This window comes from Albibacterium profundi, from assembly GCF_042159835.1.
Taxonomy (GTDB): Bacteria; Bacteroidota; Bacteroidia; order Sphingobacteriales; family Sphingobacteriaceae; genus Albibacterium; species Albibacterium profundi.
In genome coordinates this window covers 226,136-241,312 of the sequence record NZ_JBBVGT010000002.1, presented here as the reverse complement: position 1 = coordinate 241,312, position 15,177 = coordinate 226,136, and the positions used below count along the sequence as shown (strand labels likewise).

The following is a 15,177-nucleotide window of genomic DNA, read 5'->3' as shown; positions in this document are numbered from 1 at the left end:
GCCGTCTGAAACAATAAATAAAGGTACAGACGGCCATCAGCAGGGGCAATACCAACTAATGGGTATAATTTTAGTTGAGTAAAATCTGAAGTTTTTTTGCAAATTCTTTTTCGTTGGGTGGCATTAGAAACGTGGTATGGTCTCCTTTCATTGTGTGCACATCGATTCCTTGCAGTGCTAATTTTTTCCAGCCGTATAATTTAGGATCTTCGACATAAAACACACGGGTTTTTGCTTTTAACAAGGTTATTTTAGTATTTAGTGGCTTCCCTTTGTAAGTTTTGAAAGCTTGCTCGTAGGCCTCGTTTACAGTTTCTTCATAAAATGATATGTGGCTTTTTGTTCGGAATATTTTGCTTTTCTTCTCGATTTCGTTTCGTATATATCGATACGTTAAGCGCGGATGAAGTAGCGACGATTTTATAAGATGCATTCCGGCCAATACTATATTTTTGATGTCACGCAGAATTAACTGATTGGTTGTTGCGCCTAATGGAGGATAATCATAGTTCGTATCAAGCATAGCAAGAAATGAAACTTTTTTTCCCATCGCCTGAAGCTGAGCCGCCATTTCATAGGCTAGAATTCCACCGGAACAGTAGCCGCCCAGCTGATAGGGCCCGACTGGATCATTCTCTAACATCTCATTGATATAAAAAGCGGCAATCTCTTCTACGGTAGGAAGTAATGTGTTTTTATCGTACAAACCGAGTCCTTGTAAGGCATATAAAGGTTGATCAGGATCTAAGTGTTTGCTCAAAGGCTCAAATGTCAGAATATTAAAGCCGCCACCGTGAACAAGGTATAAAGGCGATTTAGTGCCCGTTCGTTTGATGGGGACCAGACATTGCCATTTTTTCTCTTGTTTACTATCCGACAGAAAGTGAGCTACACTTTTAATTGTGCTATGTTCAAAAAGAATACTAATTGGAACTCGAATACCTGTTTCATTTTCGATCGCCCGCATTGTCCGTATCGCTAATAGGGAATTTCCTCCTAAATCGAAGAAATTACTATTTCGATCGATTTGATCAATTAATAAATGTTCGCTCCATATTCTTGCGACAGTTTCCTCAAGTTCGTTTTTAACCTTTACTACGGATTTTTCGGCGAACTGTGATTCATTTTGTTTCCTCTTATCTAATGACTTTCGATCAATTTTTCCATTATTTGTCGTTGGAAATTTATCAACTGCAGTGATTGAGGTGGGAATCATATAGTCCGGCATCATTGTTTTCAATTGAGTTTTCCATTCAATAACGGTGTCTGCTGATATTTTTGTTTCTTCAGTATCTAAAAGTACATAAGCGCGCAGTTGGGGAGTATATGGATTTTCCTTATCAACAGAAACGATACATTTTTTTATTCCGGGTAATTTGTTAAAGTTATATTCGATTTCTTCAAGTTCAATTCTAAAACCTCTGATTTTTACCTGTGAATCCATGCGACCGAGACATACTACTTCTCCGTTATCCAGGAAATAACCAGTATCACCTGTACTGTACATTCTCGCATCTTTGTTGATAGAAAATGGGTTTTTTATGAATTTTTCCGATGTTAATTCAGGTCTGTTTAGATAACCACGAGCCAGTCCATCTCCAGCAATATATATTTCGCCGACGGTGCCTGTCGGAACCTGTCTCATCTCTTCATCTAGAATATAGAATTCAGTATTATTAATTGGTTTTCCTACTGTAATCGTTCCTTCTGATGAAGTAATGTTTTTTGTAGAGGACCATATCGTAGTTTCCGTGGGACCGTACATATTCCAAAGATTAACCCCTAGTGCTAGTAGTTTTTCAATAAGATCTTTTGGCAGGTTTTCTCCTCCACACAACGCTTTAAACATTGTTGTAGGCTGCCAACCGCATTCGATTAACATATACCATGTAATCGGAGTCGCCTGCATAATGTTGGCATTGCTTTGATTTAGGAGATTTAATAGTTCAACTCCATTTCTGCTCTTTTCATAATCAGCCATTACGATCTCAGCGCCCGAAATTAAAGGAAGCAAAAGTTCTAACCCTGCAATATCGAAGGATATAGTTGTTACTGCAAGAAGCTTATCGTTAAGAGAAATGCCGGGTTTCTCTTGCATACTAAGTAAGAAGTTAACTAGACTATGCATCTCAATTTGAACTCCTTTGGGTTTTCCGGTTGAACCGGAAGTATAAAGAACATAGGCGAGATCATGTGCATTAGAACTAACAACTGACAATGTGTCGGATTCCTGAGAAACCCTTTCCTCTACATTCTCCCATGTTATTACACCATTTTTATCCTTAAATCGATGAAGATATTTCTGAGAGGTAATAATAAGTTGTGATTCTGAATCTGTTAACATGAAGTCAGTACGGTCGCTAGGAAACTGAGGATCCAATGGTAGATATGCTGCTCCAGCTTTTAAAATGCCGAGTAAAGAGATGATCATCTCGGGGCCGCGATCCAACATGAAAGCTACGATGTTCCCCTTTTTCAATCCTTCGCCAATTAGAAAATGAGCGAATTGATTTGATTGGAGATTCAGCTCCTGGTAAGTAATATGCTGATTGTTGTATGTTAATGCAGTTTTTGACGGATAACTATTACTGATTTCGTCTATATATGCTGTAATATTTTTATCCTTGGGATAGATTTGTTGGGTACTATTCCAGTCAGCTACTTTTTTTAAGAGTGCTTCATACTCTTTGTCGTGCTTTGTCGCTATTTTTCCAATAATAATATTTGATTCGTTTGAAAAAATATTAATTAGCGTTTCAAATTCTCGTTGGAACTCTTCGATTGTTTCCGATTTGAACAGATCGGTGTTATAATCCCATCGGAATACAACTTCAGTGGTGAGATCGTCAATATTTAAAGCGATTTCGAATGTTTCAAAAAGCTTCTTGGTAGGGTAAGTCTCTTTTTTTAAATTAATAAACTCAAATTCGAACTTGTCTGAATTAATATTTAGAAAAACAGGGGTTAGTGGAAGTCGAGAGGTATCACGTTTGTATTTTAGGCTGCTTAGTAAATCACTAAAGGTGATGTTGTAATGATTGTAAACTTCTAAAATAGAGTCGCGTCTTTCAGCAAGATAGGCCTCGAAAGTTAGTTTCGGATTTATAGTAGTTTTTAAAGGTAAAAGGTTTACACAGTGACCTACAAGATTGGTGTTTTCCTCATTTAACTGACCAGCAACTGGTAAACCGGTTATAATTGTTTTTTGGTTACAAATTCTGGATAAAAAGATTTCAAAGATGGATCGGAATAGTATTGCTGAGCTACAGCCATTGTTAAAAGCCAGAGCTTTCAGTTTTTTTATATTGTCGTTTGCGACATGAAAATAAGCGCGTGCACCGTTGTATGTTCGTTTCTGAGGTCGTGTAAAATCGGTTGGAAGATTTAATACAGGTGTTTCTCCTTGATATTGGTCAATCCAAAAGCGTATCGTTTCATTGTATTCATCCGACTTATAATACTTATCGGTTTTATTCGTAAAATCACTGAGAGATACTGCAGGCGCAATTTTAAGATTTGTTCCAGAAAGCTTTGCGTTATAGACTTCACTCAACTCTTTCATGATAATACTTGTTGAGAAACCGTCACAGATAATATGATGGAAGGAGATGATAAACAGGTGCTCATCTTGGCTTGTCTGAATCACAATCGCCTTGAATAGAGGTGCTTGTTGGAGGTCAAGGACGTCAGTTGCACACTTGTGCAACTCTTTGTCTATAAACTCTTTTTGTTCATATGGTGATAAATTACTGATTTCAAAGAAAGTGTAATCTGCTACGACGTTTGGATTTATTATGATCTCGGTCCCCTCATCGTTGAATGTAGAGCGAAGAGATTGGTGTCTATTTACCAATTCCTGAATAGATGATCTCAATATCTCTAAATCTAGTTTTCCATATAATTTCTGAGCATAAGAAATATTATATGCTCTGTTAGCGTTTTCACCACCTAAGATGCAAGATGTCCATATTTCTTTTTGAGGTTTTGTAGTGGGGGCGGTGATTGTTTGCGATTCAAGTGATGTTGCACTTGGTTGAACAGATAGTTTCTGTTCATCGTTGAGTACGATCTTTTGTGCTAGCTTTGCAATACTAGAATTCTGAAATAATGCACTAATAGGAAGTCGAATCCCAGTCTCTTTTTCTAAGTCAAGCATCAATCGCACGGCGATGAGAGAGTGGCCACCTAACTCGAAGAAATTACTGTGTATGTCAACAGAGGTGAGATCAAGGTGTTTGCACCAGAGGTCATGAATCAACTGTTCAGTTGCATTGCTGGGCTTCGCTTGGCTAGATTGTGTCTCAGCTAAGATTTTTGCTGGCTGAGGTAGGCTCTTGCGATCTATTTTTCCGTTTTCCGTTGTGGGAAAGCGGTTAAGTGCAATCAAAGCATTTGGAATCATGAATTCGGGGAGATGTGCTTTTAACTTATTTTTCCAAAGATGGATTTGGTGATCAGGTATGCTTAGGATTTCTACGGTATCTTTTTTTACTCGTAAGTATTCTTTTTCAGAAGTGATGACTAGTTGGGAAGGCGCATCAGGCAGGCATTCTCCCAAATTGACGGGGATAAACACGACTTCGATGTTCCCATCTGACGCGTCGTTAGTCCATCGAATATGAGTTTTAAAACCCCGCTGTTCACCCAGACGCCATAGTTCCGTAGGGTTAATTCCTGTAGGATTTATGGCTCGCAGTTTCCCTTTGATGGTTTTAACAGTATCGTTCTTATCTAAGGTTCTAACGATTTGGCTTAGTGCGTAATCTTTTACAACACGTTGGTTTGGTATATCTCGTATTAAAATGACTTTATTGCTATGGTCACTTAACAAAGTGTCAATAGATTCTAAAGAGCTTCTTTCATGCCATGTCTCGACGATATCATTTGCAACTGTTCTTGGTACGCTTTCACCTTTGTATAACCAAATATCGTAGTGGCATTTGGTTGCTTCGTTTGAATAGTCTCCTCCGCGAATTTGCACGTCAACAGCTGTGATATTGGGGATAAGTTGGGGCAAGAAATAAAAGAAACCTGGATCGATGGATATCTCTTCTTCTTTCTCTGTTTGATACCTGACTATTTTTTCAAACTCATCCACTGATACCTGATCTTGCAGAAGTGCGAGTTGCTCGGTAGCAAAGTGCATGCTGATTGCACTGAGCGTTTGCGAGTCTCCAATATGGATGCAGCCGCCATCTCGAAGGTGGTCAACAGCGGTTTCAAGAACCTTAACAAGGTATTCCAATGTCGGAAAATATTGAACAACTCCATGGAAAAAAATAAGGTCGAAGTCTTTTTCTTGGATGGATGAGAAGTCATCAGCAGGTGCTCTAAATGCGTTTACGTGTTTCCATCTTTCCTTATTCAAAGCCAACTTGTCATTTAACTTGCTGATTGCAACATCAGAATAATCCGTGGCGATATATTTTTCGGCATTAGGTGCCAGTTCAAAAAGAAGGTGTCCGCCGCCGGTACCTAGCTCCAGGATCTTTTTTGCTTTTAAAGCACGAATACGTTTTAGTCCTTCTTGGGTCCACTCACGACCATGCTCTTTGATGTCTTCTTGGTTATTGTATTGGGAAATAATAGCGATATCTAGATTTTGATCTTCAAGCGGGACTGATTCCTCACTTTTTATACCTAATGTATAAAGGTCATCCCACCGTTCCATCCAGCCGGAGCTGTCTTTTTCATCCGGGACAACATAGGCTAGCAGTTGTTGATTGTCTTTATCATCTCCATCTGCAACGACTACCGCTTCCTTGATGCCAGCCTGCTGAATTAAATTATATTCTATCTCACCGAGCTCGATTCGATGACCTCTTATTTTAACTTGGGCATCGGCACGACCGAGGCAAACGACCTCGCCATTGGGAAGACGATAACCGAGGTCACCAGTTTGGTAGATCTTGGTTCCGGGTTTGAAAGGATTTGGAAGAAATTTTTGATCGCTAAGGTCAGGGCGGTTAAGATAACCATCGGCCAGGCAGTCGCCGGCAATGTACAACTCTCCAGAAGTACCTAAGGGCACGGGAGAAAGATGTTCATCTAGAATGTATAGTTGGGTGTTGGCAATGGGATTGCCAATGGTAATTAATTCATCGGAAACGCTAAGCTTTTTTATGCTAGCCCAAATGGTGGCTTCAGTGGGGCCATAACCGTTCCAAACTTCTGAACTCTTCAGAAGAAGTGTTTCAGCAAGATCTTTGGGGAAGGCCTCACCCGTACAAATAACTTTCAAAGGTAGTTTCTGGTTCCATCCTGCAGCGAGCATTATCCTCCACGTTAATGGGGTGGCTTGCATGATGCTGATACCTTTGTTTTGGACAATATCAAAGAGAGCCCGGCCGTCTCTGGTTGAGTTGGTATCTGCAAGGTAAACAGATGCTCCGGAAATAAGCGGGAGGAAGATTTCGGTGGCAGCAATGTCAAACGAGATGGTGCTAACTGCCAGCAAAACATCGTTCTCTTTGATGCCAGGCTCTTTTTGAACGCTTAATAGGAAATTTGTTAAACTAGGGTGCTTTATTTGTACTCCTTTTGGTTTGCCGGTCGAGCCCGATGTATAAAGAACATAAGCTGTGCGATCGGCGGTCAGATTGAGCGATGGATATGAACTGGATGTGTTTTGGAGACTAAGTAATAAGTCTTCAATAATGAGCTTAGTCGCCGCGGTATGTAAAGTGGCCTGCTGCGTTTGAGAAACAAGAGCATATTTTACCCCCGAATCTTCTAACATAAACTGGATTCTTCCTTCGGGGTACTGGGGGTCAATGGGTAGGTAAGCGGCACCTGACTTGATAATACCTAACAGTGTGATTATCATTTCAGGAGACCGGTCGGCAACTAATGCTATAATATCGTTTTCTTTGACCCCTTGATTGATCAGGTAATGAGCAATTCGGTTCGACTGTTGGTTAAGCTCGGTGTAGGTTGTTTCTTGGTCATTGAAAATGATGGCTGCCTTTGAAGGGTATCTGATTGCAGTTTCATTAACTAGATCAGCTACGGTCTTGTCCTTTGGGTAAGTAACCACGGTGTTATTCCATTGATCAAGGTCTCTTAATAGGCTCCTGTTTCGTGAAATGTGTATGTCTTTGATTTTTATAGACGGTTCTGCTATTAAACATTCAAGCAAACTCTGAAATTCACTCATCATTTTTTCGATCGTGTCGGAGGTAAAGAGGAGCGAGTTGTAAGACCATTCGAAATTGAGTTTTTGTTCGGTGCCTGTAATATTCAGGAAGATTTCAAAATTCTCATAGGCGCGGGGGTCAGAAAATAGTTCATGCTCTAGACCACTAAACGAAACATTGGCGTCCATCCCCATATCAACATTAAAGATGACCGGTACTAAGGGTATACGGGAACTATCACGGGCAATATTTAATTTCTGAAGAAGGCTGCTAAATGTGAACTGCTGATGATCATAGGCGTCCATAATCTCTGATTTTCTTTTATCAAGATAATCCATGAAACTCTCGTCTCCGTTTATTTTACTTCGTAAAGGGAGGAGATTAACACAATGCCCTACTAGTTCGTAATTGCCCGTAGCAGATTGGCCAGAAGCGGGCAGGCCGAGCACGATATCGTTCTGCTTTGTCAGTAGATGAAGATAGCTCTCGAAAGCTGCTATCAACGTCGTGATGAGGCTTGCTTTCTTTTTTGAACCAAAACTCTTCAGTGATTCGATGATGCTTTTGGGAACTGAAAAATCGGCTCGGTGGCTTTTAAATGTACGAACTTGGGGACGGACACGATCGGTCGGTAAATTTAGTATTGGCACATCGTTGTACTGATTCAACCAAAAAGCTTCTATCTCCCTATATTCATTTGAAGAGGTATGTTCTTGAATTTCTTGGGCATAATGGCTATATGGGATCGGGGTTTCAAGCGCGATATTTTCATTTCCGACAAGAGAATTGTAGATGGCGCTGATATTCTCTAATATAATACCAAATGACCATCCGTCACAAACAAGGTGATGAGCACTAATTTTCAGTATGTGTTCTTGTTCTGTGGTTTTTATTAAATAAGTTCGTAATAAAGGGCCGCGGACGAGGTCAAACACTGACTCAGCGTCGATTTTATGAAGTTTGTCGAGTTCCTTTTGCTGATTTTCCGGATTTTTTTCGGAGAGATCTCGATAAGTATGGCTGACTGGGAATGGCTTGTAGATACAAATGGATTTTCCATCGGGACTAAATGTGGAGCGTAAAATTTCATGACGATCTTGTAAGGTATTGATAGCACTTTTAATGGCCTGTCTGTTTAGGTCGCCTTTTAGCTTCAGAGAGATAGATTCGTTATAAGATCGGTTGGCATCGTCACCGCCCATGATGCAGGAAAGCCAGATCTCTAATTGTGATTGAGTTGTAGGAATGACTTTAACCAGTTTTGGTCCGGCAAATGGGTCGAAATCTACTTCTTGTAAATCAATTGTCTTGTTGTCTATATTTTGCGTAAGTTCCATTGTGTCTCGTTTAAAGATTGATCTGTAAATATTTCCCAGGGATATTGTCATCTGGTAGAAACCAAGCGGGATTGCCATCCGCGTCTTTTCCTAATAACGCTCCTTCAATCGGTGGTTCATCAGCGAAATGGATTGTGTTTTCCAAGACCTTTTCTTCTAATAATTTCTCGACAGGAATAAGATTATTTTCAAGCAATTCCAATATGCATTCTTCAAATACAGCACTTACTTTCGATAACTCTTCGGTCGTATGCGACTCAGTAATAAAACATGGAAAACTATCCAGAATGTGTACTCCTTTTTCTCTCATTAAGGCGAACAGAAGTTCGCTATAAGGATACTCTTCTTTATACTTGATTTTCCATAGAGAACCAAAACGGACGATGTAATGAGGAAGGTTGTACTTTGTACAGATTCTTTGAAGCCTGTCTGTAAAGGTTTTTGTTTTTTGATTCAGCTCGTCTTGGAGTTTTGGCCCGCGTTCTTTCATGTACAATAAACTAGCTTTGGCAGTAGCCAGCGCTAAGGGATGGCGAACAAAGGTGCCGGCAAAATAGGTTACGCCAACCTCTGGAGCTGAATCGTCTCCGTATTCCCAATAACCGCCATCTAGGGCGTCCATATAATCTTTTTTGCCTGCGATGATACCAATAGAAACACCGCCGCCGACAACTTTTCCATAGGTCGCTATATCTGCTTTGATACCAAAGAGAGCTTGCGCTCCTCCAGGATGCATTCTGAAACCGGTGATAATTTCATCAAAAATCAGAACAACCTCTTTTTGGGTTGTGGTCTTTCGTAATTCTTTGAGAAATTCAATGGGCTGAAACTCTGGTCTTCTGCTTTGAACAGGCTCAACCAAAACGGCGGCAATTTCATCTGCTCTGTCTTTTATAATCTGAAGGCTTTCCTCGGTACCATAATCGAGGATCAGCATATTTTGTACTGCTTCAGGCATAATCCCCGATGCAGCAGGAAAACTCTTTAGTTTTTTGGTGCCGCGAACCAGTACCTCGTCAACAATGCCATGGTATGATCCTGTAAAGGCTACAATCAACGATTTACCGGTAACCGTTCTGGCTATGCGCATAGCGCCCAGAACAGCCTCTGAACCAGTATTACATAGACCTACACGGTCATGACCTGTAAACTCACAGATTAGCTGACTGACTTCGCCTGCAAGTACGTGCTGTGGACCGATTTCATACCCTTTCTCAATTTGATCAATCAATGCTTTTTTGAGAAAGTCCGGCTGATAGCCGAGTAGGTTGGAACCAAAGCCGTTGAGCAAATCGATGTATTGATTGCCATCAATATCCCATAGATAGCTGCCTTTTGATTTTTCTACGACGAGTTGATAGGTCATTTCCTTGGTGAGGGGACGGAAACCGGATACGACGCGCGGATCTGCCATCTGTCTTCTGTGTTGCTGGGTGTAAGCCTTGCTCTTAGTGGTTTTTTGGTTATAGCGTGTGATGAATTTTTCTAAGAATTGATGTTGGCTCGCTGAAAGATCTGCCCTTTGTTTGTCGATCTTCGCGGTAGCACCGAACGGTTTTTTCAGTTCAACGGCTTCCTCTGGCGTAATATCTGAATCTGAAGATTGATTTGATGCAACTTTTAGCGAATGACCATTATGATTGGAAGTACTGCCATTTTGAAGAAGCGAAATTTGCTGAGCTAATAAATTGATCTGTTGAGAGATTAAGCCAATCGCATTGTCGCTTGCTGTAAGGTCGGTTGCTTGTAGATTGGGTGTAGATGAAGACGGTACAAGTACATTCACTGGTACTGCTGGTATATTCGGCTGGGTATCGTCGGGCAAATTTGCATCTAAATAATCAGCTAAAGCTGATAGACTATCGTATTCCTCTGTAAGTTTTCGAAAGGTAATAGGTAGTTTAAACTCTTTCTTGAGAGTAAGTGCTACCTGGGTTAATAGAAGAGAATCAAGACCGATTTCAAAAAAGCTTGATTCGGAATTCATGCCGGCTGTTTCTATGCCGGATGCATTTTCAAGTATTGATTTGATTTTTTCAATTAATTGAGTCTTTCTCATTTCGGTGTTATAATGTGGTGTCGAAATTTGATTTGTCACGGGTTGTTGAGTTTTTGGTTGTTCTGACGGTGTAGCAGGCGCAGCTGACAGGATAGTGACCGGTTCCACCCAACATTCTTTCTTTTCAAAAGCATAGGTCGGCGTGCTGACGGTTTTTCGTTTTTGATTATAATAGTATGCTTGCCAGTCGATTTCTAAGCCATTGAGCCAGGCATGGCCGATACCTCTTAGGAATGAGACGTATTCATTCTGATTGCTTTGATGTTCAAGTGCCGCAATAGCAGTTGCGTTCTGTTTTTGAATATGTTGGCGAATTAAAGTCGTGGAACCATTCCGCGGCCCTATTTCCATAAATAAAGAGTTGGGTTCTTCTTCTAAAGCTGTTTGGACGGCATCGGAGAAGCGTACCGTTGACCGTAAATGCTTTGCCCAATAGATAGGGTCGGTTGCATCGGAGTCTTTTAGCCAGGTGCCGGTAACGGTTGAGATAATGGGCTTTTGTGGGACATTTAAGGTCAGAGATCGTGTTAGCTCAGCAAATGGTTCAACGATTTCATCCATCATCGATGAGTGGAAAGCATGGCTGGTGTGCAGTAATTTAGATACTATTTCGTTTTCTTCGAGCGTGTGTATAAATTTCTGCACAGCTTCTGATGGACCTGCTACTACACATAGATGTTGGCTGTTGATTGCGGCGAGTGATAATTCAGTCGGCAGGAACCCTTCGATGTTTTTATGGTTTGTACGAACCGCTAACATGCTTCCGGCAGCCAGACTGCTCATTAATTTACCGCGATTGGCAATGAGGTGCAATGCGTCTTTTAAACTGAAGACGCCGGCTAAATGGGCTGCTACGAATTCGCCGATGCTGTGACCGATATACCAGTTTGGTTCTGCACCTAGGGACATCCAAAGCTTAGCAAGTGCATATTCGGTTACGAACAATGCGGGTTGAGTGTAATAGGTATTGTTGAGCGTATCAATTTTGTGTTTATTCTCACTGTCAGTAAAGATGATGTCCCTTATATCTTCTCCTAATTCGGACTTCAATAACTCGGCGCATTCGTCGACAGCCTCTTTGAATATCGCTTCGTTTGTGTACAGCTCTTTACCCATATTGATGTATTGAGCCCCCTGACCTGGGAATACAAATATGAGGTTGCCGGGTTTCTCTTTTAAATTTTTAGTATCGGCCGACTGGAATAGAGGATTGAGCTTTTCGATTAAATCTTGATTGTTTGAGGCAATTGCAAATCGACGATGATTAAAGGTCGCCTTGCTGGTCTGTAGACTGTAAGCTACGTCCGCCAAATTAAGATCTGAGTTTTCTTGGATATGATCTTTGAGTTTTTCTGCATATGCATCAACACTCTCTTTTGATTTAGCGGACCAAGTTAACAGCTCATACGGGCGACCAGCCGAGCTTTCTTTTTCTGTTTGTTGGTATTCTTCTAGTATGACATGGACATTGGTGCCGCCTACACCAAAGGAGCTGACGCCGGCTCGTCTGATGCCGTCAGATTCCCACTTGGATAATTGATCGTTTACATAAAAAGGACTTTCTTCGAGATTCAGATGTGGGTTGGTTTTACTGAAGTTGATAGACGGTGGTAATTCTTGATGGTGAAGCGAGAGAACTGTTTTGATGAAACCTGCAGCACCAGCTGCTTGAGTTAAATGTCCCATATTACTCTTAATAGAACCGAGGGCACAATATTGTTTCTTCTCTTGTTCTCCAAAAGCAATGTTCAGCCCTTCGATTTCAATCGGGTCGCCGATCGGTGTAGCGGTTCCATGGGCTTCAACATAAGAGATACTTGCTGGGTCAACTTGAGCATCTTCTAGTGCATTCAGGATACTTGTTGCTTGGCCTTCAGAGCTTGGCGCCGTAAAGCTTCCTTTACCGCCACCGTCGTTATTGATGCCAATTCCTTTAATCACGCCATAGATGAAATCTCCATCTTCTTCGGCTTGTTTTAGGTCTTTTAAAAGAATAACCGCCGCCCCATCACTAAACACGGTGCCTTTGGCTTCCGCATCAAAAGTACGGCAGTGACCATCGGAACTTAATATCGACCCCTCTTCATAGAGGTGGCCACTATTGATAGGGGAGTTGATGGCAACACCACCCGCTAAAGCGACATCGCACTGACCTGATCTGATGCTTTTTACTGCTTCAGCGATGGCAAGTAGGGAAGTAGAACAGGCAGATTGAACGGTAAGGGCCGGACCTTTTAAGTCAAAACAATAGGCAACGCGGGTAGCGAGAAAGTCTTTGTCGCTCAAGGTAAGAACTTGGAAGTCTCCAACCCGCGCCATAAGATCTTTGTTTGGATAGATATTGTTATTGAAATAGGTATTGCTGCTTGATCCTGCATAAACGCCGATCGATTCTCCGGCACAGGATGCGTAGCCTGCCTGCTCCAACGCCTCCCATGAGATTTCAAGGAACTTTCGGTGTTGAGGATCTAACACCTCCGCGATTTTGGTGTTGATTTCAAAGAAATTTGCGTCAAAAACCTTCGCATCGGAAATAACGCCACGTGCGGCTACGTAGTCAGCGTCTTCTATCAGAGATTGCGGAAGAGAATGGTCTAGTTCCTCCTTTGAAAAGAATGTAATGCTTTCCTTTCCGTACCTCAAATTCTGCCAGAGTTCGTTGATGGTACTGGCTCCAGGAAAGCGTCCAGCCATACCTATAACGGCGACGTCTGATTTCTGGGCCGGTCTGGGTTTCCGTTTCGTGTGTGTTGTTTTTTCGTCTTTCTGGAGCTCACCGGCAAGTTTTCTGACGGTGGGATATTGATAAAGTTTTGTGATTGGCAGCTTGACGTTTATTTCCGATAAGTTGGAGATCACTTTTTGTGCTAATAAGGAATTCCCTCCCAATTCAAAGAAGTTATCGTCAATACCAACCCGGTTGACTTGAAGGATATTTTTGATAAGCTTCGTCAATTTTGCTTCGAGTTCATTGGTCGGAGCAGCATACAATGTTTTTATTAAATCTGACGCATCTGGATTTGGCAGGTTTTTTTTGTCGATCTTGCCGTTTGATGTAAGCGGTATGCTTTCGATAGGAACGAATAGTTGAGGAATCATATAGCTGGGGAGTTTAGTAGCTAAATGATTGGTAATTGTATCGTTTTCTAGCTGTTCTTCTGTCACCAAATATGCGACTAGTCGTTTGTTACCAGCCTGATCTTCGTTGGCAAGAACAATAGCCTGGTTTATTGTCGGTATTTCGAGAAGAACAGATTCGATCTCAGCAAGTTCGATTCTAAATCCGCGTATTTTGACTTGATCATCGATTCTTCCTAGATATTCTAATTCTTTATTTTCATGCATTTTAGCTAAGTCACCTGTTCGATAAAGCCTTGCTGAAGGTTCCGAGCCGAGATGATCAAGGATAAAGCGCTCGGAAGTCAGGTCGGGCATGTTAAGATAACCACGCGCTAATCCGGCGCCACCGACATAAAGTTCTCCTTCAACTCCATAAGGAACTTGTTTTTGATTTTCATCTAAGATGTAGGTGTATAGGGTTGGAATAGGTTTGCCGATAACGCTCTTACTGCTTTCGTAATGCTCTTGACTTATTTCTTGATAAGTAACATGTACAGTCGTTTCGGTGATGCCATACATGTTAATTAATTTACATTTTGGATACGTTTCTTTCCATTGTTTTAGTTTGCTGGGATTGAGTGCCTCCCCACCGAATATGATGAAGCGTATGTTCAAATTGGGTTTTCTATCTAAAATATGTTCTTGGAGAAGATAGAAGGCTGACGGTGTTTGGTTAAGGACGGTGACATTCTTTATCTCCAAAAGTTCTGCGTAAGCAGCGCTGTCTTGAGCCGTACTTTTAGGAATTACGATTACTTTTCCCCCGAAAAATAATGCACCATACATCTCCCATACCGAAAAATCAAAACAGAATGAATGGAACATGGTCCAAATATCATTCTCATTAAAGTCAAATAAAGGCGAATCATTGAAAAAGAGCCTAACTACGTTCCGGTGCTCGATCATCACCCCTTTAGGTCTTCCAGTTGAACCGGATGTATAGATTATATAGCAAAGGTTTTCGGGCTTGACGGTGACTTCGGGAGAGCTAATTGCTTGCTTGCCGATACTTGCATCTTCGCGATCTAATAAAATAGTTTGGGTGTTTTCTATTTCTGTGGCAGATAGTAAAGTGCCAGTTTCAGTGATGATTACACGGGCTTGGGTATCTTGTATGGTGTAGAGGATCCGATCAATCGGGTATTCCGGGTCAATAGGAACATAGGCTCCTCCTGCTTTTAGGATACCCAAGGCACCAATGATCATGTCCATTGAGCGGTTTAAACAAAGGGGTACAAGGGTTTCTTCGCCGACGCCAGCGGATTGTAAATAATGAGCTAATTGATTTGATTTTTCATCGAGTTGACGGTAGGTAAGGCTCTCGTCGTTAAATTCAACCGCAATGTTATCGGGGGCCCGGTCAACCTGTTCTCTAAACAAGTCGACAATGGTTTTGTATTGGAATGTACTGTTACCCATTTTCCTTTATTTACAAAGGAATGATCTAGGGTCACATGACAAACCCTAGAACATACCTTCAGTTTTTTTAATAAAGGTATCTTGCTAGGGTTGGGCTATCAATACC

The 15,177-nt window shown here is 41.3% G+C and carries 2 protein-coding genes; both read right to left on the bottom strand.

Translation table 11 applies throughout. The features are described 5' to 3' along the window. Positions 1–70: 70 nt before the first annotated feature. Positions 71–8,473: a non-ribosomal peptide synthetase gene (locus tag WKR92_RS02425; protein WP_375556241.1), complete on the bottom strand. Its 8,403-nt coding sequence runs from the start codon at positions 8,471–8,473 to the stop codon at positions 71–73. 10 nt (positions 8,474–8,483) lie between these two features. Next, positions 8,484–15,071 carry an amino acid adenylation domain-containing protein gene (locus WKR92_RS02420; RefSeq protein ID WP_375556240.1) on the bottom strand — a complete coding sequence of 2,196 codons (6,588 nt, stop codon included), beginning with the start codon at positions 15,069–15,071 and terminating at the stop codon, positions 8,484–8,486. Positions 15,072–15,177 lie beyond the last annotated feature (106 nt).

Excerpts from the sequence above, each read along its gene's own strand:
- WKR92_RS02425 (WP_375556241.1), bottom strand. The coding sequence starts at position 8,473 with ATGGAACTTACGCAAAATATAGACAACAAGACAATTGATTTACAAGAA.
- WKR92_RS02420 (WP_375556240.1), bottom strand. The coding sequence starts at position 15,071 with ATGGGTAACAGTACATTCCAATACAAAACCATTGTCGACTTGTTTAGA.